Annotated in this window: 15 protein-coding genes; 5 read left to right on the forward strand and 10 right to left on the reverse strand. The window is 69.1% G+C overall.

The window, feature by feature from the left end; translation table 11 throughout:
• Nucleotides 1–319: 319 nt before the first annotated feature.
• Together H0X91_RS27785 and H0X91_RS27790 are read right to left on the reverse strand one after the other, a co-directional pair.
• Complete coding sequence (locus H0X91_RS27785) at nt 320–514, reverse strand: YqaE/Pmp3 family membrane protein (protein ID WP_058902411.1); 195 nt, start codon at nt 512–514, stop codon at nt 320–322.
• A gap of 179 nt (nt 515–693) precedes the next feature.
• Nucleotides 694–2,370, reverse strand: a complete 1,677-nt coding sequence (locus H0X91_RS27790) for an alkaline phosphatase family protein (RefSeq protein ID WP_006487965.1) — start codon at nt 2,368–2,370, stop codon at nt 694–696.
• Nucleotides 2,371–2,621: 251 nt separating this feature from the next.
• Here H0X91_RS27790 and H0X91_RS27795 point away from each other — a divergent pair, with 251 nt between their 5' ends.
• Nucleotides 2,622–2,843, forward strand: a complete 222-nt coding sequence (locus tag H0X91_RS27795; protein ID WP_034178311.1) for a hypothetical protein — start codon at nt 2,622–2,624, stop codon at nt 2,841–2,843.
• A 68-nt stretch (nt 2,844–2,911) separates the two neighbouring features.
• Here the strand turns inward: H0X91_RS27795 and H0X91_RS27800 are convergent, their stop codons facing one another.
• Together H0X91_RS27800 and H0X91_RS27805 are read right to left on the reverse strand one after the other, a co-directional pair.
• Nucleotides 2,912–6,733, reverse strand: coding sequence for a DUF748 domain-containing protein (locus H0X91_RS27800; RefSeq protein ID WP_196433530.1), 3,822 nt, complete (start codon nt 6,731–6,733; stop codon nt 2,912–2,914).
• Between the two features lie 151 nt (nt 6,734–6,884).
• Complete coding sequence (locus tag H0X91_RS27805; protein WP_006486342.1) at nt 6,885–8,321, reverse strand: DUF1254 domain-containing protein; 1,437 nt, start codon at nt 8,319–8,321, stop codon at nt 6,885–6,887.
• Nucleotides 8,322–8,768: 447 nt separating this feature from the next.
• On the opposite strand from H0X91_RS27805, the gene H0X91_RS27815 reads away from it, so the two are divergent.
• Together H0X91_RS27815 and H0X91_RS27820 are read left to right on the forward strand one after the other, a co-directional pair.
• Nucleotides 8,769–9,092, forward strand: coding sequence for a type II toxin-antitoxin system HicB family antitoxin (locus tag H0X91_RS27815; protein WP_034203176.1), 324 nt, complete (start codon nt 8,769–8,771; stop codon nt 9,090–9,092).
• A gap of 189 nt (nt 9,093–9,281) precedes the next feature.
• Nucleotides 9,282–12,332, forward strand: coding sequence for a heavy metal translocating P-type ATPase (locus H0X91_RS27820; RefSeq protein ID WP_196433531.1), 3,051 nt, complete (start codon nt 9,282–9,284; stop codon nt 12,330–12,332).
• A gap of 134 nt (nt 12,333–12,466) precedes the next feature.
• On the opposite strand, the gene H0X91_RS27825 is transcribed toward H0X91_RS27820, so the two are convergent.
• From H0X91_RS27825 to H0X91_RS27840, 4 genes are all read right to left on the reverse strand, one after another.
• Nucleotides 12,467–12,946, reverse strand: coding sequence for a GNAT family N-acetyltransferase (locus tag H0X91_RS27825; RefSeq protein WP_034203175.1), 480 nt, complete (start codon nt 12,944–12,946; stop codon nt 12,467–12,469).
• 214 nt (nt 12,947–13,160) lie between these two features.
• On the reverse strand, nt 13,161–13,316 hold the full coding sequence (locus H0X91_RS27830) for a hypothetical protein (protein ID WP_006481665.1): 156 nt from the start codon (nt 13,314–13,316) through the stop codon (nt 13,161–13,163).
• Nucleotides 13,317–13,491: 175 nt separating this feature from the next.
• The gene (locus H0X91_RS27835; protein WP_196433532.1) at nt 13,492–14,856 is read right to left on the reverse strand and encodes a flagellar hook-length control protein FliK; all 1,365 of its coding nucleotides are present in this window, start codon (nt 14,854–14,856) and stop codon (nt 13,492–13,494) included.
• Between the two features lie 92 nt (nt 14,857–14,948).
• On the reverse strand, nt 14,949–15,647 hold the full coding sequence (locus tag H0X91_RS27840) for an MgtC/SapB family protein (RefSeq protein WP_006481660.1): 699 nt from the start codon (nt 15,645–15,647) through the stop codon (nt 14,949–14,951).
• A 115-nt stretch (nt 15,648–15,762) separates the two neighbouring features.
• Between H0X91_RS27840 and H0X91_RS27845 the strand changes: the two genes are divergently transcribed.
• Nucleotides 15,763–16,872 (forward strand): AGE family epimerase/isomerase, encoded by a 1,110-nt coding sequence (locus H0X91_RS27845; protein ID WP_043204485.1) that lies wholly within the window; start codon nt 15,763–15,765, stop codon nt 16,870–16,872.
• On the opposite strand, the gene H0X91_RS27850 is transcribed toward H0X91_RS27845, so the two are convergent.
• On the reverse strand, nt 16,845–18,464 hold the full coding sequence (locus H0X91_RS27850) for a methyl-accepting chemotaxis protein (RefSeq protein ID WP_196433533.1): 1,620 nt from the start codon (nt 18,462–18,464) through the stop codon (nt 16,845–16,847). The genes H0X91_RS27845 and H0X91_RS27850 overlap by 28 nt on opposite strands.
• 281 nt (nt 18,465–18,745) lie before the next feature.
• Between H0X91_RS27850 and H0X91_RS27855 the strand changes: the two genes are divergently transcribed.
• Nucleotides 18,746–19,189 (forward strand): PaaI family thioesterase, encoded by a 444-nt coding sequence (locus tag H0X91_RS27855; protein WP_006480333.1) that lies wholly within the window; start codon nt 18,746–18,748, stop codon nt 19,187–19,189.
• Between the two features lie 58 nt (nt 19,190–19,247).
• Here the strand turns inward: H0X91_RS27855 and H0X91_RS27860 are convergent, their stop codons facing one another.
• Nucleotides 19,248–20,300, reverse strand: a complete 1,053-nt coding sequence (locus H0X91_RS27860; RefSeq protein WP_048987747.1) for a CaiB/BaiF CoA transferase family protein — start codon at nt 20,298–20,300, stop codon at nt 19,248–19,250.
• Between the last annotated feature and the right edge of the window lie 94 nt (nt 20,301–20,394).

Genomic DNA, 20,394 nt, shown 5'->3' on the forward strand with positions numbered 1-20,394 from the left:
GAGCGCGGCCACGATCTGCTCCACCGAATATTGCTTGCGCTTCATCGCCAACCTCCCGTTCCTATTGGGAAAATTGCCTCCGAAACACTAACACTCATTTGTGTCCAGGATTTCTAGAGCAGATCAGTCGAACGATGGACGGGGCGGCCGTTTTGTCATTGGGCAGCGGTTTCGGCTGGATACATCAAGCCGAACAACGCACGAATCCGCCATTTAGGCAGAAATCCATGCAAATCACATCGCCGATGTGAATGAAATATATAGATTTCTACCGAAATACGAACCACGCGGCCGAATCACCCCACCGCGCACTGCGCGTCTACGGCCGCCCGCGCAGCGCCGCCTCGATCTTGCGATCGGTCTTGTACTGGCTCAACGCATACACCGACCAGATCGCGGCCGGCAACCAGCCGATGATCGTGAGTTGCAGGAGCAGGCAGATGATCCCGGCGATCGGGCGGCCGATCGTGAAGAACTGGAACCACGGGAGCAGCAGGGCAAGCAAAAGGCGCATGAACGGTCCTCTCGGTACGTCGTTGAACGGGTGATGCGCGACGAATATGCCGGTGCACGCGCCTGAATTCAAGCCATGCACCGGCATCGCGGCGCCGTGATCCGCCCGGCGCCGCGTTCACCCCACTCAACTTCCGAAACGCCCGCGTCATGCCGCGGACGCACCGCCCTTCCCCACGCTCAACGCCCGATACCGAGCCCCGGCAGCACGCGCGTGTTCTCGGCCACGACCGCCTGCAGCAGGCGCGGGTCGGCGCCGAGCAGCGCGAGGATCGTCGGCGCGACCTGCTTCGTGCCGACGAGGTCGTTCACCGTGCGCGCACGATGAATGCCCGGATACGACACGAGCAGGCCGAGGTGGCTGTCGTCCGGCGCGTTGCCGCCGTGCTCCTCGTCCTTCTTCGTGCTCGACGTGTAGATCACGCCCGGATTCGGCTGGACGACGATGTCCGGCGTGCGGCCGTTGGCCGGATCGCCGAAGCGCTCGGCGAGCGCCGCGCCGTACAGCACGTACGCCTGCGGGCCGTCCGCGCAGATCCCCGGCGCGTTGCAGCCGAGGTTCGCCTTCAGCGTCTGCACGACGGCCGTGCGCTGGCTGCGGTCGCGCAGCCAGATCAGCCCGACGTCGTCGGTCTGCACGAAGCCCGTGCCGACCAGGCCCGAACCGTCGTTCAGGTTGCCCGTCGTCGTGTTGTTCTGGCCGAAGTTGCCGTTCGGGTCGAGGAAGTTGTTCGCTTCGAGCAGCTTCGTCAGCGTGTCGCCGTTCTTCACGAGCTTCGTGTGATCGCTCGGCGACTGGCCGTGCTTCGACGTGACGATCACGGCCGTCGACGAATACAGGTTCGCCTGCTTCAGCGCCGCGACGACATGGCCGATCGCGTCGTCGACATACGTGATCGCGTTCGCGACCTGCCCGTTCGGCGTGAAATCGGCGTCGAGATAGCCGCCGCCCTTCGCGACCGGCGCCTTCTGCGCGACGCTCAGCGTCTGGAAGTTCGCGCCGAACAGCGTCGGCACCGGTGCGGTCTTCGTGCCGGTCGAATCGCGGCCGCCGATCTGGTTGATCAGCGCCTGCACGTGCAGGTTGTCGAAGCGCGCGGTGTGCGAATAGACGTCGGTGTACGCGGTGTTGGTCGCCGGGTCGATCGAATTGATCTCGGTGCGCATCAGGTCGTCGACGCCGGTGCCCGACGGGCCGTTCAGCCAGTCGTAGCCCCACGCGTGCTTGTCGGCCCACGCGGTGCGCGCATTCGGCACGCCGGCCTTCACCGCCTCGAACACCGTGTTGGTCTTCACGTAGTTGTGCGGGTAGACCGGCACGCACTGGCCGTTGACCTTCGCATGCGGGATCGCCTGCGGATTGAACGCGCCGCCGCCGTCGAGGTGCACGAGCGCGCCGCCGTTCTGCGCATCGATGCCGGTCGTCTCGTCGAACACGACGTTCCAGCCCTGCTTGCCCGAGCACGTGGTGTCGCTCGGCGCGTACAGGTTGCGGTCGTACGACACGTCGTAGAACAGGCCGGCCGTCTTCGGCGAGCCGCCCGTCACGAGCGCGGCGAGGCCCGGGAACGAATCCGACAGGCCCGGCGTATACGCATTCGCATACGTCACACCGCTCTTCGCGAGCACCGCGATGTTCGGACACGTATTCGCGCCGATGCAGCGCGCGAGATCCTGTTCGTGCAGGCCGTCGATGCTCAGCAGCAGCACGTGCTTCACGACGCGGCTCGCCCGGCCGTTGTCCCCGCCCTGAGCGTTGCCGTCCTGTTGCGCCGCATGCACGCCCGCGCTGGCGAGCGCCAGCGCGCCCGCCACCATCGCCGCCATTTTCCGTTGCTTGATGAACCTGGAAATCATCACCCCACCTCACCGATTGATGTTGAACCACGTGACCTGCCTTCAGGCGCGCAAAATATCGCCGGATCGTGCGGCGCTCGGATGAAGCGGGGCTTTCTGTTCTCTGTCAAACGTAACCAATCGCAAATGACATCACGCGGTCGCAATCCGCGGCCCTCGCGTGCGCCGGCCCGTGCGGCGGGATTTTTTTTCGGGTTGGCCCGCGACTATTGGCGTGCGATAAAGGGTTTTCCCTGACCCGGAGCACGAGTATGTCGACCCTGGAAGCTCTCCGGTTCGTGCTGGACGATGCACGTACCCCTGAAATCATCCGTCATCACGTCGTCGACGCGCTGCAGTACGCGTTGCGCAACTACGGACCGGTGTTCACCGCGAAGGAAATCGAATGGCTGACGCAGTGGGACGACGCGCGTCTGCCGCTGGCCGCGAGGAAGGAACTGGACAAGCGCGAACCGGCGATCGCCGGCCGCTGAAAAAAAGCCGCCGCGCCCGACGAGTACGGGCGCGGCGGCGGATGCGGGATGACGGACGGCGGTAACGCTTACTGCAGCCCGAAGTCGACGCGGGTCGTCGCGCCCTTGTCCGAGATGCCCTTCGCATCGAGCTTCGGCGCGACGACGAACATGCGGCTCGAATCGATCTTGCCGTCGAGGTACTGGCGCACGGCCTGCGCGCGCTGCTGCGCGAGCGCACGCAGCGCGTTGTCGTCGGCCGGCGCATGATCGGCGAGCGCCTGCTTCATGTCCGCATCGGGCAGCGTCTTCTGCAGGCCCACCAGGTTGCGCGGCTTCTTGAAGTCGGCGGCCTTGTACGCGCGCGTCAGGTACTTCGAGTATTCGGCCTTGTCGACCTTCACCGACATCGGATCGACGCTCTCGCCCTGCCCGACCACGTCCTTCAGCTTCTGCTGGCGCACCAGCCGCTCGACGTACGCGTCACGCAGCCCCGGCGTGTCCTGCGCCGGATCGACGCGGCCGATCAGGTCGAGGCGGATCGACGGCTTCTCGGTCAGCATCTTCACGACCGTGTCGAGCTTCTTCTGCTGCGTGTCGGTCAGCGCATACGATCCCGGCGCGAACTCGACGTAGCCGAGATCCTCGCCGCCGCCGCCGAACGCATTCGCGAGCAGCGTGAACGGCGACGTGACGGCCTTCGCGATCAGGTTCAGCACCGCATGCCAGATCAGCCCGCCGACGCTGAACTCCGGATTCGACAGCGAGCCCGACACCGGCAGGTTCACGTCGATCTGGCCGCGCGTGTTTTTCAGCAGCGAGATCGCCAGCTTCACCGGCAGCTTCGTCGCCGTGTCGTTCTCGACCCGATCGCCGAACGTCAGCTGATCGATGAAGATGTGGTTGTTCGCCGACAGCTGGTCGTTCGCGAGCTGGTAGTGCAGGTCGACGTTGAGCTTGCCCTTCGTGATCGGATAGCCGGCGTACTTCGCCGAATACGGCGTGAGGTTGGTCAGCTCGATGTCGTGCGCGGTCGCCGTGAGGTCGAGCGCCGGCTTCTCGATCAGCGGGTTCACCGAGCCCTTGATCGAGATCGGCCCGTTGCCCGCGAGGTTCGCGGCGACGTCGACCGGCGCGGACGTCGTCGAATCCGTGCCGAACGCGCCGACCGTGCCCTTGATCGCGACGAGGTTCGCCGTGTAGTTCGGCTTGATGAAGTTGTCCGTGTACGTGACGCGGCCGTTCTGCAGCACCAGTTCGCCGAAGTGCATCCGCACCGGGTTCTGCGGCTGCGGCGCGGCCTTCACGACCACCGTCGCCGACGCGGCGGCCGGCACGGACGCCTGCTGCGCGGCCGCGGCCGATGCGGCCTGCGCGGCGGCCGGCGGCGTCACGCCCGGCGACAGCGGCACGGGCTCGCCCTTGCTCGCGTCGCGCGTGAGCGACTGCGCAGGGCCCGTCTCCTTCGCGACCACGTCCTTCAGGTTCAGCCGCCCCTGCGCATCGAGCAGCACGCGGCCGTAGAAGTTCGAGAACGTCACGCGCGCGGCGTCGACGTCGGTGCCCTTCTCGTCGTAGTTTGCCTTCAGGTTCGACAGCGCGAGCGAGCGCCAGCCGGCGAACGGGTCGGACGTCGCCTTGTCGAGCATCCGCACGTCGACCAGCGCGACGTCGCCGCGATAGGCCGCGCGCGGCGTGTCCTTCACCTGCGCGAACGTCAGGTTGCCCTGCGCGTTGAGCAGCGCGCTGGCGATCGTCGCGTTCAGCGCGCTGCCGAAGTACGGCTCGAACGCGGCCGCGTCGAGGCGGTTGCCGTTGATCTTCAGGCCGAGCTTCAGCGGCTGCGCGGTCACGTCACCCGTCACGTTCAGCGAGCCCTTGCGGTTCAGCGTCGCTTTCAGTTGCACGGGCAGCGGCTTCGTCAGGTCGTCGCTCACCTTCTGCACCGACAGCTCCAGCGGCTTGATCGCCAGCTTCACCGGACGCGGCGTCGACAGGTCGGTGAAGTTCGCGGACGCCTCCTTCACGTTCAGCGCGTCGATCCGGTAGTGCCACGACGGCGCGGCGGCCTGCGCCTTGCGCGCGACCGTGCGCTTCGGCACCGCCGCCTGCGCGGGTTCGGCGAGCGCCGCGAGGTCGATCTTGCCGTCCTTCAGGCGCTTCACGTCGAGCGCGAGCCCGCTTGCGTCGACGCTCGCGATCTCCGCGGTGCGCGCCGCGACGTCGACCTTCGCGATCTTCGCGCTCGCGTCGGGCAGCACGATCGCGGGCGCCTTGTTGTCCGGCGCGGCGATCTTCAGCGACTTCAGGCTGACCGTGCTGTCGGCGACTTCCGCGGCGAGCGGCGTCTTGCCCCAGTCGGTCTTCGCGTTGACGGTCGCGCCGAGCGTGCCGTCGAGCACGCGTGCGCGCGTCGCCTCGCCGAGGTACGGCTGCAGCGCCGGCAGCGCGAGCGCGGCGACCGTCAGCTTCGTGTCGGCCTGCTTCGCGGCGAGATTGAACGCGCCTTCGGCCGTCACGTCGCCGCCGCGCGACAGCGACGTCGACAGCGTGTATTTCGCGGGCGTCTTGCCCTGCAGCGAGAAACCGTCGAGCGTCGCGGCGAGCTTCGTCAGCGACATCGCGGTCGGCGTCGCCGGCACACGGTCGTCGACGTTGATCGTGCCGCCGTCGATCGCGACATGACGGATCGTCAGGTCGAGCGGCGGCGCTTCCTTCGCGGCGGCGCTACGTTCGGCCTTCGCGCCGCTGGCGGCGGCGACGGCGCCGGACGCACCGGATGCGGCGGCGACGGCCGACGCGGCCGGCTTGCCAGCCCCGGCCTCGACCTTCGGCGCGGCGGCCGGTTGCGCGACGAGCTTCTCGACGTTCAGCACGCCCTGCTTGTCGCGCGACAGGTCGACCACCGGCCGGTCGATCCGGATCTCGTCGAAGTGCATCGCGTTGCGCAGCGGCTCGAGGCCGGCCGCCGCGACGTGCACGCCGCGCGCGGCGAACAGCGGCGCCGACGCGCGGTCGGTCACCTTCGCGTCGTTCAGGTCGACGGTGCCCGACACGCGCAGCGCCGGCGTCTCGCCGCTCATCACGAAATTGACCGTGAGGTTGCTGCTGAGCAGGCCGCTCGTCACGGCCACCGGCAGCTTCGCCGGCACGTACGAGATCAGCTTCGGCACGTCGAGGCGGTCGAACTTCAGCGCGATCTCCGATTCGCGCGACTGCGCGAACGGCTTGGTCTTGCCGTCGATCGAGATCGGGCTGCCGTCGAAGCGCGCGCGCAGCTTCGGCTCGACGAAGATGTCGGTCTTCGAGGCGAGCGTCGCGATGTACGGGATGCCGAGCGTCCAGTTGTCGACCACGTGCTTTTCGTTCAGCAGGCGATCGTCGAAATCGATCCGGCCGTCGTTGACCTGGATGTTCGACACCGAGAATTGCGTCGGCTTGCTGTCGGGCTTCGGCCTCGGCGACGAGAACTTCTCGATCAGGTCGGTGAAATTGAAGCGCTGCGCATCGTAGCGGACGATGTGAAAGCGCGGCGAGTCGAGTCGGACCTCGTTGACGATCGGCGCGCCGCGGAACAGCGACGACCACGACGGCCGCACGACCAGCTTGCCGATGTCGATGAAATCGCCCTGGCCGCCGCGCTCGCCGAGGTGGATGCCGTCGGCTTCGAGGTTCAGCGTATACGGGTTCAGCGCGATGCGCTGGATCGTGGCCGGCCGGTCGAGCTGCTTGCTCAACTGCTGTTCGGCGACATGGCGGATCAGCGGCGGCGCCGCGAAGAAGCCGAGCAGTCCGAATAAAACGATGAAGATCAGCACCCCGATGCCGATACGCCGGGTGCGGCGCGAGCGTGCAACGCCGCCGAGGGCATGGAGGGTCGAGGGTACGGTTTCTTTGTCTGCGCTTGCCATGCTTGAATGCCTCGGGAATGGATGCCGGGCCGCACCGGATAACCGGGCGGCCGCGCACGCTATCCCGAAAGTATAGGCTCAGGAGGTGACGGTACGGAGGTCGGGCGCCGCCGCAGCGCCCGCCGGTCGGACAACGGCGACGGTCAACCGTTCATTTCCGGACGATGACGGGCGGCATCCAGGACCCGTCGCTCGCCTGCGGCTTCGGCGCGTACAGGCGCAACGCGAGCGCGAAATCGGTACGCGGCGCCGGCAGCCAGTTGGCCGCATGCGTGCCGCCCGGCGACGCCGACACGACGATGTCGATCGAGCCGTCATGGTTGCGGCGCAGCCGGTCGCGATCGCCGAGCGAGCGGCGCGCCGACCCGACGTCGGGCAGCGCGCCGTTGGTCGTGTACGGCGTGAGCGTCCAGAATGCGCGCACCGGCGGCAGCGCGCCCGGCGCGAAATGCAATACGTAGCGGTTCGCGCCGTTCAGCGGATGGCCGTCGCTGTCGACGCGGGCGACCGCGAGCGTCTCGTCGTCGCGCGTCGCGGTGCCGAACTGCGTGTAGGCCGCGTACGCGCGCAGTGCGTAGTCCTGGCCGTACTTGCCGGCCGTATCGCCGATCCAGCTCCAGCCGTTCGCGTTCAGCAGGTTCGACGGCGCCGCCGCGAGCCGCGCGCGCGCCTCGGCGACGCCGGCCGTCGCGGCCGTCAGACGGTCGCCCGTCCACAGCACCGGGTAGCCGGCCGTCACGCCGATGTCGGCGAGCGATTCCTGCGCGTGCGCGTCGTCGGCCGGCGCCGGATTGTCCTGCAGCGCCCGCGCGAAGCGCGTGAAGAACGCCTTCGGGTCGAGCGCGGCGACCTGCTCGGCCGGCGTGCCGCCCCCCACCGCCTCGGACGGCGCGCTGCCCGCATGGACCGCGACCGACGCACCGCGCTCGGCGCCGGTGTACACCGACAGCGGCACCACGCGGATCGCGCGCTGCAGTTTCTTCACGTTCGTCAGGTCGCGCCCGCCGCTCGTCTGCAACCGCACTTCGAGCCACGCATTGGCGGACGGCACGTCGACACGCAGCACGCCCTTCGGCAACGTGCCTTGCCAGTCCTTCGCGGCGAAGGCAATCGTTTGCGATCGGCCGGCACCACGGGGGCCGCGTGCGGCGACGCTCGACGACGACCACAGCACGTTGGTCCACATGTCGAGCGCACGCGCGTCCCAGTAGCGGCCGCGCGTGTCGGGCAGCGTGACGATCACGGGTTCGGCGGCGACATCGAGCCAGCCGGTCGAGTCGAGCGTGTCGACGCCCGGCAGCGGCGGGTTGACCGCGCCGACGGGCGGCAGCGCCTGCGCGTGGCGCAGCGTGTTGAGCGGCGCCTGCCCCGGTTGCGCGCCGTCGCCGCCCGTCGCGGCTTCCTTCGCGACGTCCATCAGCACGAGCGGATACGCATAGATATAGGAGTCGGCAACTTCCGCCCGCATCCAGCCGGTTTTCCGCTGGATCGCGTCCGGTTGCGACGCGCATCCTGCAAGCAACGCCGCAATGGCCAGCGACGCGCACGCGCGTCGCAGAGAAACTGATTCTCGCTGGTTTTCAATCATCGATTACTGGCCGAATATCGTTCTTTTCAGTCAACGCCCTGTTCGTCTCGCGAACGGCTAAAACAGGGCACCCCAGCGTACCCGGATGACCGTTTCGCTACGTTTCGTAACGGTGGGCGCTGATGTCAGGCCGGTATCATAGCGCCTAAGGGCATCCCCCAATATGCCGAATAACGGGTAAAACGGTAGTCGAACTATCAACGAATCTGAAATATTGCACAGGATTCGACAAAAATCTGAAACGGCGCCATCGCGCCGGAATGATGGCCAGACGAGGGCCGTCGACGATGATCGACCAATGGTGTCACTATTGACACCACAGGCTACGCCAAGCGAATGGAAGATCCTCGACCAAATGACGCGCAAACCCGCGAAGGTGCGCTTCATCGATCTGTTCGAGATCTCGCAGGTTCTCGACGCGATCGATCGACTGAAGGAACAGAAATCATGACCCAAGACCACTTTACGTACCGCGTAACGTGGTCCCCGGAGGACGGGGAGCACGTCGGCCTCTGCGCGGAATTCCCGTCTCTTGCGTGGCTCGACGCAACACCGGAAGGCGCGCTGGTCGGCATTCGCCGGCTCGTCGCCGACGTCGTGCGCGAGATGACGGCGAATGGCGAGACGGTGCCCGAACCGATCGCCGACCGAACCTACAGCGGCGAATTCAAGGTTCGCATCCCGCCGCAGGCGCACCGCGCGCTGGTCATCCAGGCCGCCGAGCAAGGCGTCAGCCTCAATCGCCTCGCAAGCGCCAAGCTCTGCGCCTGAGCGCACCCCCCCCGGCACGCTCGGTCGCCCGGTCGTCCGTCCGGAAGCCGGGCGATCGCTTTTTCCGCGTTGTGACAACCTGTGTACATCGACCTGCGTCGCATCGTCGCCGGCGCTTGACCTTACCATCATGGGAATGTTGATACTGGAACCATTCGCGGCACGAACCGCGCTTTTGGGGAATCCGACATGACTGAACCACTTGCCTCCGCGGCACGGCAAACGATCGCGCTGAGCGTCGACGGCATGCATTGCGGCGGCTGCACGGGCCGCGTGCAGCGCGCGCTGGCCGCCGTGCCGGGCGTCGTCGATGCGGCGGTCGATCTCGATACACAGGCGGCGACGGTCACCGCGCAGGACACGGTCGAGCCCGAGCGGCTCGTCGACGCGATCCGTGAGGCCGGCTACCACGCAGCGGTGCGCGACGCGGCCGTCGAAGCCGGTGCGGTCACGCCGGCGGCGCGCGAAGCAACGCCGCCTGCGCCGGCCGCCGCCGCGACGATCGAACTCGATATCGAAGGCATGACCTGCGCGTCATGTGTGTCGCGCGTCGAAAAGGCGCTCGCGAAGGTGCCGGGCGTCACGCGCGCATCGGTCAACCTTGCGACCGAACGCGCGACGGTCGACGCGTCGGCCGGGGTTTCCGCCGCGCAATTGGCAGATGCCGTGAAACAGGCCGGCTATGGCGCGACGCCGACAGCGTCGGATACCAATGCCCCGGCCGCCGCCCCGACCCGCCCCGCTACGCCCGCGAGCATCGAACTCGACATCGACGGGATGACCTGCGCGTCGTGCGTGTCGCGTGTCGAGAAGGCGCTCGCGAAGGTGCCGGGCGTCACGCGCGCCTCGGTCAATCTGGCAACTGAACGCGCGACGGTCGACGCGTCGGCCGACGTATCCGCCGCCCAGCTTGCCGAAGCGGTGAAACAGGCCGGCTACGGCGCGACACCGGCGGCCGTCGCCACGCCTGCGGCCCCCGCCACTTCCGCGGCCGCCGACGTCGAACTCGACATCGGCGGCATGACCTGCGCGTCCTGCGCCGGCCGCGTCGAAGAAGCGCTGGCCGCCGTGCCGGGCGTCGCGCGCGCGACGGTCAATCTCGCGACCGAGCGCGCGTCGGTGCACGGCGCCGGCGCACTCGACGCCGCCGCGCTGATCGCCGCCGTCACCACGGCCGGCTACCATGCATCGCTTCCCGCCGCGTCACCCGCCGGCGCAACGGCCGGCGCCGACGCGCAACCGGCCGGCCCCGCGCCGGACGCCGACGCACGCAAGCGCCGCGAGGCCATCCGCGAACGCAACCTCGTGATCGGCGCCGCCGTGCTGAGCGCGCCGCTCGTCGCGCCGATGCTCGCCGCGCCGTTCGGCCTCGACCTGATGCTGCCCGGCTGGCTCCAGCTCGTGCTCGCGTCGATCGTGCAGTTCGGCTTCGGCGCACGCTTCTATCGCGCGGCCTGGCATGCGGTGAAGGCGCGCACCGGCAACATGGACCTGCTCGTCGCGCTCGGCACGTCGGCCGCGTACGGGCTGAGCCTGTGGATGCTGCTGCGCGATCCCGCGCATCCGGGCCATCTGTATTTCGAAGCGTCGGCCGTCATCGTCACGCTCGTGCGCTTCGGCAAGTGGCTCGAATCGCGCGCGAAGCGCCAGACCACCGAGGCAATCCGCGCGCTGAACGCGCTGCGCCCCGACCGCGCGCGGGTCGTCGAGCACGGCGTCGAACGCGACGTGCCTCTATCGCACGTGCGCGTCGGCACGCACGTCAGCATCCGGCCCGGCGAGCGCGTGCCGGTCGACGGGCGGATCGTGTCGGGCCGCTCGCACATCGACGAATCGCTGATCACCGGCGAAAGCCTGCCCGTGCCGAAGGACGACGGCGACGCCGTCACGGCCGGCTCGATCAACGGCGAAGGCGCGCTCGTCGTCGCAACCACCGCGATCGGCGCGGAGACGACGCTCGCGCGCATCATCCGCCTCGTCGAATCCGCGCAGGCCGAGAAGGCGCCGATCCAGCGGCTCGTCGATCGCGTCAGCGAGGTGTTCGTGCCGGCGATCCTCGGCATCGCCGTGCTGACGCTGGTCGGCTGGCTGATCGCCGGCGCCGGGATGGAAACCGCGATCCTCAACGCGGTCGCGGTGCTCGTGATCGCCTGCCCGTGCGCGCTCGGTCTCGCGACGCCGGCCGCGATCATGGCCGGCACCGGCGTCGCGGCCCGGCACGGCGTGCTGATCAAGGACGCGCAGGCGCTCGAACTCGCGCAGCGCACGACCGTGATCGCGTTCGACAAGACCGGTACGCTGACCGAAGGCAAACCGTCCGTGACGGCGTTCGACGCCGTCGGCGTGCCGCGCGACGAAGCGCTCGCGCTCGCGGCGGCCGTGCAGCGGCAGAGCGACCATCCGCTCGCTCGCGCGGTGGTCGCCGCGCATGACGCCGACGTGGCCGCACGGGGCGGCGCAGCCGCGCCGGTCGTCGCGACCGATGCGCGCGCGGTGGCCGGGCGCGGTGTGGAAGCGCACGTCGGCGGGCAACAACTTGCGCTCGGCAGTACGCGCTGGCGCGACGAACTCGGCATCGCGGTACCGCCGGCGCTCGACGCGCGCGCGGCGGAACTCGAACGCGCCGGCAACACGATCTCGTGGTTGATGCGCGTCGATGCGCCGCGCGCGGTGCTCGCGCTGATCGCATTCGGCGACACCGTGAAGCCGGGCGCCCGCGACGCGATCGCGGCGCTGTCGGCGCGCGGCGTCGCGAGCGCACTCGTGACGGGCGACAACCGTGGCAGCGCGGCGGCCGTCGCGGCGGCGCTCGGCATCGGCGAAGTGCACGCGCAGGTGCTGCCCGACGACAAGGCACGCGTCGTCGCCGAGCTGAAGCGCACGCACGGCGGCGTCGTCGCGATGGTCGGCGACGGGATCAACGATGCGCCCGCGCTCGCCGCGGCGGACGTCGGCATCGCGATGGCGACCGGCACCGACGTCGCGATGCACACGGCCGGCATCACGCTGATGCGCGGCGACCCGGCGCTCGTCGCCGACGCGATCGACATCTCGAAGCGCACGTACCGCAAGATCCAGCAGAACCTGTTCTGGGCGTTCGTGTACAACCTCGTCGGCGTGCCGCTCGCGGCGCTCGGCTTGTTGAACCCGGTGATCGCGGGCGCCGCGATGGCGTTTTCCAGCGTCAGCGTCGTAACCAACGCGCTGCTGCTGCGGAGATGGAAAGGCCGCGCGCGTTGAGGCGGCAAGCGATGAATGGCGGACGGCCGAACGGGCCGTTCGGCGTTCGATCGACGGGAAGGATCGGGAAGACGGCCGGCTACGCAGTGCGCCGAACCGACAGCACGCGACGATGCATCGCGATGCCGGCGGATTCAGTTCGACACGACCGGTTTGATCAACGTCGTGGTGATCGGCGCGAAGCCGCATGCTCGATACAGCGCACGCGCCGCCGCGTTGTGATTGAACACCGACAGCCCGATCTCGGTGACGCCGTACCGGCGCGCCTCGGCGTCGAGCGCATCGAGCGCGCGCGTGGCCCAGCCCTGGCGGCGCCGGGACGGGACGATGTCGAGGTCGTAGATGAACAGCGTGCGGTTCGGCCCTTCGGGGACGATCGCGTACCAGAGGTCGCCCACCGTGTCGCCGCTAGCGCCATCGATGAGTGTGACGAGGGTCTGGCCGGCGGTCAGCAGGCCGTCCGGCAGCAGCGTGTCGAAACAGGCGCGCGCACGGTCGGGCGCGTCTTCGACAGCATTTTGTCCGGAGGAAACGAGGTCGCGCGCGTAGCCGTCGATGGCTCGCGTGCGGTACGCGTGGAATTCGCCGGCCGTCATCGGCCGCATCTGCAACATGGCCCGGTCGCCGTGAACGGAATCGGACTTCCAGTGTAGCGGGACACTCGCACCGGCGCGCGATGCGGCGGTGGACACGGGCAGGCAGGTGCGGCGGACGCCGCGCCGAATCAGCGAATCAGCGAATCAGCGAATCAGCGAATCAGCGAATCAGCGAATCAGCGAATCAGCGAATCAGCGAATCAGCGAATCAGCGAATCAGCGAATCAGCGAATCAGCGACGGTACAGGACGATCGGCACGAGGTGCGCACGACGCACGCGCTCGGCTTCGGCACGACGCGCGGCGTACGAGTATTCGGCGTCGAGCGGCAGGTGCGGGGACACGAACAGGTCGTCGATCTTTTGCAGTAGGGCGAGGATGAAGCTCATGTGAGACTCCTGACAGATGTGACTAGGGTTTTCCCTTAGATGACCTCCATTCTAAGGGTTTTCCCTTAACTCTGCCAGTGCGCTGCATCGGTTTGCCGCACGCACGCGACAGCCGCGCGTCGGTGCGAAACGGCGATCCTTGCTGCGCCGGGCTTCCGGGATAGGGTCGAAACGATTAACGCGTGCGGCGGACCCGCTTTGCGACGGCCGCCTCGCGGTTCGCGTTGCGTTGCAGCCGGTCGACTTGCGACAGCAGCGCTTCGTGGTGCTCCTCGAGCGTCATCAGCGTGGCCTGCTGCGTCGACAGGTCGGCCGCGAGACGATCGATCCGTTGCTGCTTGGTGGCGACGTCCTGCTTCAGATGCGCGATCTGCCGCGTTTGCAGCACCAGCGCGACGAGCCCCGCCAGCACGACGACGGCCAGCGCGAGCAGCAAGCGGTTGACGCGGCGCATCTCGCGATCGGCCGCGCGGGTCAGGCCGTCGACGTCGGCCTGCAGCGCGGCGAGCCGGTCGGTCAGCGGGCGCAGGTGGGTGTCCGGATCGAAGGCCGGCGCGGCCGGTTGCGTACGCTCGGACGATGGCCTGGTCACGAACGACGCGACGGATGCCACCGGCTGTGCAACCGGCGACGGCGAAGCGTCGGGCTGCGCCGCTGCGTCGCGAGGCTTCGCGAATGGCGTGGCGATGACCGGTTCGGGCGGCTGTGCGGACGGTGCCTGCGTCTGCGGCTCGGCCGGCGCAGCCGGGACCGACGGCGGGTTCGAATCGACCGCTTCCGGCTTCGAATCGACGCTCGGCGCAACCGGCACGGCCGGCGTCGCCGCCGCTTCGTTGGCATCGGCAGCCGCCCGGCGTTTGCCGCCCGACGACGCGCGGCGTTCCTTCGCGGCATCACCGGAAGATTTCCCTTCGCGGGATTTGACGACCGCCGCCTCGACTGCAGGCTGCGCGGCTTCGACGTCCGCTGCTTGCGATTCGACCGTCCGCGCCGCAACGCCATCGGCGGCTTGCAGCTTCGTCGCCGCCTTCGCGGCACCGTCGATCACGGGACCATCGATCTTCGTGGCGGCGCCAGCGCCCGCGGGCAAATCGGCGGCCTGCGCTGCAAGACGCTCTGCGGATGCGCTGTAGACGTTCGCGGCCGTCCCGCCTTCAGGCGTCGAAACGGCCTCGACCGCCGCAACCGTCGCCGCCGCACTCTCCGCTTCCGCACGCGTTGCCAAGGCCGCATCCGCTGGCGGACTGAACCCGTCCAGCATGGCCTGTCGACCGTCGTCGACACCGGCTGCCGCATCGCCCTCCACGCTCGCTTCATCGTGCGCCGCCACCGGCATGCGCTCGCCCGGCTCGAGCACTGGATCGCCGAACAGGTCGAGCGTCCGTTCGTCGCGCGGCGCGTCGCCGGCCGGCGCGCTGCCGGATCGTGCCGTCGCCCGGGCGGACGTGCTGCCTGCGGCAGCGGCCGAGCGCGGGCGCGAACGGGCCGACGAACGGGTGGAACGGGAGCGGGAGCGAGGCGTGGAAACGGATTCGGTCATGGAAATCGGATGGCGGGGCCCGCAGGCGCGGACCCGGATGTCGAACGGAATCGGTGATCGGCCATTGTCGCACGCCCCGCAACCGATTCACGCTATTCGTCGCCCGACAGCCCGTTCCCGCCGTCGAAACGCGTGACGCCCGGAAGCGCGCGCAGCTTGTCGCAGATCGCCTTGTATTCGAGTTCCGACACGCGCGCCAGCGCGATGCGCACCTCGTCCTGCTCGCCCGTGTCGTCCGCGCGCTGCACGATGAACTGCTTCACGCGCGCACTGTCGGGGCCGAGCGCCGCGTGCAGCGAATCGAACGTCAGCGTGCCGCCGGCCACCGTCAACGCGAGCTGGCGCCGCTGGCGCACCGTGAAATAGCGTCGCTCCAGCGGCTTGATGCCGGCCAGGATGATCAGGATGATGATGGTCGCCGAAATGGACGCGACATAGAGCCCGCCGCCCACCGCCAGGCCGATCGCGGCGACCGACCACAGGCTCGCGGCCGTCGTCAGCCCGCGCACGATCTCGCCGCGCAGCAGGATCGAGCCCGCGCCGAGGAAACCGATGCCCGACACGACCTGCGCGGCGATCCGCGACGGATCGAGCACGACGTGGTCGCTGGTGCCGAGCACGTCGGCGAAACCGAACGCCGACACGATCATGATCAGGGTCGAGCCGACGCACACCAGCATGTGCGTGCGCAGGCCGGCCGCCCACGACAGGCGCTCGCGCTCGAAGCCGATGACGCTGCCGAGCGCCGCCGCGAGAACGAGCCGCATCACGAGTTCCAGGTTGCTGAGCATCCTATTTCTCTCCTTTTTTTGGTGCCGGCCGCGCGGAATGTTTTATCCTTGGCCCCGGCCGCGCCGATTCTCCGGGCCGCGCCGACACGTTTCGATCCAAGCGCTCAACCCCGCCATGTCCGTTTCCGACTCCGCTTCCGCCCAGGCCGCCCAGCTGCGCCACCATTTCGCGCACGTCGTCTTGCCGATCTGGCGGGGTTCAGGGTTCGACCCAGCATTGCAACTGCCGTTCGAGGCCGTCGATCCGGCCACCCATGCGCCGCTGCCCGTGACCCGTTATCGCGCAATGGCGTGCGCAAGGCAACTGTTCGTGTTCGCGCAGGCCGGCGACACCGCGCACGCGGCCACGCTGTTCGACGCGCTGTGCCGGCACTTTCGCGACCCGCGCCACGGCGGCTGGATCTACAGCGTCGACGCGCAGGGCGCGCCGCTCGACACGACCAAGGATCTCTATACGCATGCGTTCATCGTGTTCGCATGCGCCGCGTGGCATGCGGCGTCGGGCGACGCCGCCGCGCGCACGGTGGCCGAAGCAACCGCCGCGCTGATCCAGGACCGCTTCGCGCCGCGCCCCGGCGACGCGCTGCTCGATGCCGCACGCCACGCCGATTTCTCGTCGTCCGGCAGCGGCGCGCTGCAGAATCCGCTGATGCATCTGACCGAAGCGTGGCTCGCGGCCGCCGATGCGTTCGGCGATACCGCGTTCGACGATGCGCTCGCGCGCACCGCGCAGGCCGTCGAGCGCACGTTCGTCGATGCGGCGACCGGCTGCGTGGCCGAGCTGCCGCTCGGCGCGGCCGACAACCGTTTCGAGCCCGGCCATCAGTTCGAGTGGTTCTATCTGGTGGATGCGGCCGGTGCGCGGCTCGCGCGGACCGGGCTGCCCGCCGCGCTGTCGCGCGCGTTCGCGTTCGCCGAGCAGTACGGCGTCGATCCGCGGACGGGCGGCGTGTGCGCGGCGCTCGACGCGCACGGCGCATGCATCGACGGCACGCAGCGGATCTGGGCGCAGACCGAATACCTGCGCGCGCTGGCGACGCACGGCGGCACGCCGGCCTCCGCGCCGCTCGCGCGGCAGATCGAGCGGTTCGCCGCGCGCTTCCTGCATCCGCGCGGCTGGTTCGAGTGCAAGACGGCGGACGGGCAGGTGTCGCGCGCCGACATGCCGTCGACGACGCCCTACCACCTCGCGACCGCCTACGCGGCGCTGCCGACCGGCGCGTAACCCGCCGCGGCGAACGACGGCGCCGCGCGCTCGCCATGCGCGGCGCGCCCGTCGCCCAGTTCGAACACCGACACCGCCTGCATCAGGTGCGCGGTCTGGTCGTTCAGCGACGCGGCGGCCGCCGCGACTTCCTCGACCAGCGCCGCGTTCTGCTGCGTGAGCTGGTCCATCTGCGTGACGGCCTGGTTCACCTGCTCGATCCCGACGCTCTGCTCGACCGACGCCGCGGTGATTTCCGACATCGTCTGCACGACCCGCGTGATCGACGCCGACACCGTGCGCATCGCGTCGCCGGCGCGCTCGACGAGCGCCGCGCCGCCGTTGATCTGCGCGACCGAATCCTCGATCAACGCCTTGATCTCCTTCGCCGATTGCGCGCTGCGCTGCGCGAGCGAACGCACTTCGCCCGCGACCACCGCGAAGCCGCGCCCCTGTTCGCCGGCCCGCGCGGCCTCGACCGCCGCGTTCAGCGCGAGGATGTTGGTCTGGAACGCGATGCCGTCGATCACCGAGATGATCTCCGCGATCCGCCCCGAACTCTGCGCGATGCCGCGCATCCGGTCGATCACGCTGTCGACCACGCCGCCGCCGTGGCTCGTCGCTTCGAGCGCCGCGTCGGCCAGCGCGCTCGCCGCGCGGGCGCTGTCGGTGTTCTGCCGGACCGTCGCGGTCAGTTCCTCCATGCTCGCGGCGGTTTCCTCGAGCGACGCGGCCTGCGTGCCCGTGCGCGCCGACAGGTCGGCGTTGCCGCCCGCGATCTCGCCCGCGCCGAGGTGAATCGCGTCGGACGCCTGGCGCACCGTGCGCACGGTGCCCGCGATGCTCGTCTGCATCGCGGCGAGGCCGCGCAGCATCCGGTCGATCTCGAACACGCCGCCCGCCTGCACGGCTTCGTCGAGACGGCCTTGCGCGATCCGCTCGAAATGGCGGCCGGCCTGCTCCAGCGGCGCGACGACCGCGCGCCGCGCGGCCGCGTAGATCGCCGCGCTCGCCGCGAGCATCGCCACCAGCAGCACGATGCCGACCGACTTGAACCACAGCATGCCGCCGTCGATAGTGTCGAGCGCCGCGCGGCTCGACGTGCCGCCATAGTCGGTGAAGCGATGCAGCTCGGCGATGTACGCGTCCTGGAAGCCCTGGGTCGGCTGGTCGAGGAACGCCTGGATGTTGTCGGCGTCGAGGAACTGCACGAGTTCGCCCAGCGCGCCGCGCAGCGCGCGATAGCGCTCGGTGAGCGCCGCGACGCGCGCGCGGTTGGTGTCGTCGACCGCCTGCGCGGCCGTCAGTACGGCGAACGCCTTGTCCGCTTGCGCGAGCGACGTGCCCGCGTGGCGGATGATGTCTTCGGGCTTCGGCCCGCCGCGCACCATCCGCGTGCCGGCACGCGACAGGTTGATGCGCGCGTCGAGCAGTTGCTCGGTCGCCCGGCTGGCCGCGTCGACCTGCGCGATCGCGACATTCGACAGATCGTCGACGCCGCTGCGCGTCGACGTGAGCGCCCAGAAGCCGAGCGCTTCGATCGCGAACAGGAAGAAACAGAACACGGTCAACACGCCGAGCAGACCCGACGCGAGCTTGATTTTTCCGAACATGGGGGATTCCTGGAGAGCGGACGATGAGGCGATGCCCCGGCATTAGCGGCATTTCTTCGTCGGACTTTAGGCGGAATCAGCGGCAACGCAGGTCAAGTGCGCGCTTCGCTCGCGCATTCGCGTCGAATCGCGCGCAAACGCGGAGATCTTGTGTATTCGGCGCAATAATCGCGTTGCATCGCGCCAGGATTTGCACGAAACGCGGACGAATTTCCTTGCTTATCCGGAGCCCCCTTCCTAGAGTTCAGCGCAAGCGGGCACGCATTTCGAAGGAAAGTTCGATGACCGACATCACGGACCACGCGCGCGGCGCATTGCGCGCGCAGCCGTTCAGCATGCTGCTGGGCACGGAGCTGATGCACATCGGCGACAACGAAGTGTCGCTGTGCCTGCCCGTGCGCGAGGAATTGCGGCAGCAGCACGGTTTCGTGCACGGCGGCGTCATCAGCTATCTCGCGGACAACGCGCTGACGTTCGCCGGCGCGCTCGTGCTCGGCCCGCGCGTGATCACCGCCGAATACAAGATCAACTATCTGCGGCCGGCCGTGAACGGCACGCTCGTCGCCCGCGCGAAGCTCGTCTACGCTGGCCGGCACCAGGCGACCTGCCAGTGCCATGTGTTCGTCATCGACGGCGATCACGAGCGGCTCGTCGCGATCGCGCAAGGCACGATCAACCGCGTCGGCGACGGCAAGATGCCGGATGCGCCGGTGGAAACGGCGTGAGAACGGCCTGAACGGCCGGCGCCCAATATCGCGGCCGCCTGGCGCCCAAGTCGCGCCGCTAGGCCGCGTCGTCCCCCACCAGCGGCAAAAACCGCGGCGCCACCCGCGCCCGCACGTTCCCGTGCTCATCCGTCCGATAGATCCCGCGCGCCGCGTTGTGCGGGTGCACGGCCGCGTCGGCCACGCTCAGCACCGGCGCGAAACACGCATCGGTGCCTTCGAGCAGCGCGCGCCAGTGCGCGGACGGCTGCCGCGCGAACACGTCTGCGAAACGCGCCTTCAGCGCGGGCCAGCGCGCCCGGTCGTACTGCGACGCGGGATCGACGTCGGTCAGCCCGAGCCGTTCGACCAGCAGCGCATAGAACGGCGGTTCGAGCGCGCCGATCGTCACGCATTCGCCGTCCGCGCAGCGATACACGTCGTAGAACGGCGCGTCGTGGAACAGGCTCGGCTGCGCACCGTCGAGCTGGCCGTTCGCGCGCGCCCACAGCGCGAGCGAACCGAGCATCGACACGATGTCGACGATCGCGCCGTCGACCACCCGCCCCGGCCCGCCGCCGCGCACGTCGAGCAATGCGCAGACGATGCCGAACGCGAGCCCGAGCGCGCCGCCCGCATCGCCGACGACCGTCGGCGGCACGCCGGGCCGACCGTCGCGGGGCGCGGACAGCGACAGCAGCCCGGTCAGCGCGACGTAGTTCAGGTCGTGCCCGGCCGCGGCTGCCAGCGGTCCATCCTGGCCCCAGCCGGTCATGCGCCCGTAGACCAACTTGGGATTGCGGCGCGCGCAAACGTCGGGCCCGAGGCCGAGCCGCTCCATCACGCCGGGCCGCAAGCCCTCGATCAGCGCATCGGCTTGCGCGATCAGATCGAGCGCGGCGTCACGCCCGGCCGGCGCCTTCAGGTCGAGTTCGACGATCGTCTTGCCTTCGCGCAACAGATCGCCGTCGCGAGCCCGCAGCGCGTCCGGCGCGCTGGTTCGGCCGGACGGGCGCGCGATCAGCGTGATGCGCGCGCCCATGCCGGCGAGCATCCAGCCCGCGAGCGGGCCGGGGCCGAGCCCTTCGAATTCGACGATGTGGATGCCGGCAAGCGGCGCGTTCAATGACATGGTGACCTCGCTGAAATGCAGTCGGAACAGGGGCGGCGAAGCTTTCCGATTCTATGCGAATGCCTGCGCCCGCCAGCTTCGCGCGACCAGCGCC

Origin of the sequence: Burkholderia sp. 9777_1386, assembly GCF_015712265.1 — a bacterium.
Taxonomy (GTDB): domain Bacteria; phylum Pseudomonadota; class Gammaproteobacteria; order Burkholderiales; family Burkholderiaceae; genus Burkholderia; species Burkholderia cenocepacia.

Coding starts and splice junctions, on each gene's coding strand:
- H0X91_RS27785 (WP_058902411.1), bottom strand. CDS start 514: ATGCGCCTTTTGCTTGCCCTGCTGCTCCCGTGGTTCCAGTTCTTCACG.
- H0X91_RS27790 (WP_006487965.1), bottom strand. CDS start 2,370: ATGATTTCCAGGTTCATCAAGCAACGGAAAATGGCGGCGATGGTGGCG.
- H0X91_RS27795 (WP_034178311.1), top strand. CDS start 2,622: ATGTCGACCCTGGAAGCTCTCCGGTTCGTGCTGGACGATGCACGTACC.
- H0X91_RS27800 (WP_196433530.1), bottom strand. CDS start 6,733: ATGGCAAGCGCAGACAAAGAAACCGTACCCTCGACCCTCCATGCCCTC.
- H0X91_RS27805 (WP_006486342.1), bottom strand. CDS start 8,321: ATGATTGAAAACCAGCGAGAATCAGTTTCTCTGCGACGCGCGTGCGCG.
- H0X91_RS27815 (WP_034203176.1), top strand. CDS start 8,769: ATGACCCAAGACCACTTTACGTACCGCGTAACGTGGTCCCCGGAGGAC.
- H0X91_RS27820 (WP_196433531.1), top strand. CDS start 9,282: ATGACTGAACCACTTGCCTCCGCGGCACGGCAAACGATCGCGCTGAGC.
- H0X91_RS27825 (WP_034203175.1), bottom strand. CDS start 12,946: ATGTTGCAGATGCGGCCGATGACGGCCGGCGAATTCCACGCGTACCGC.
- H0X91_RS27830 (WP_006481665.1), bottom strand. CDS start 13,316: ATGAGCTTCATCCTCGCCCTACTGCAAAAGATCGACGACCTGTTCGTG.
- H0X91_RS27835 (WP_196433532.1), bottom strand. CDS start 14,856: ATGACCGAATCCGTTTCCACGCCTCGCTCCCGCTCCCGTTCCACCCGT.
- H0X91_RS27840 (WP_006481660.1), bottom strand. CDS start 15,647: ATGCTCAGCAACCTGGAACTCGTGATGCGGCTCGTTCTCGCGGCGGCG.
- H0X91_RS27845 (WP_043204485.1), top strand. CDS start 15,763: ATGTCCGTTTCCGACTCCGCTTCCGCCCAGGCCGCCCAGCTGCGCCAC.
- H0X91_RS27850 (WP_196433533.1), bottom strand. CDS start 18,464: ATGTTCGGAAAAATCAAGCTCGCGTCGGGTCTGCTCGGCGTGTTGACC.
- H0X91_RS27855 (WP_006480333.1), top strand. CDS start 18,746: ATGACCGACATCACGGACCACGCGCGCGGCGCATTGCGCGCGCAGCCG.
- H0X91_RS27860 (WP_048987747.1), bottom strand. CDS start 20,300: ATGTCATTGAACGCGCCGCTTGCCGGCATCCACATCGTCGAATTCGAA.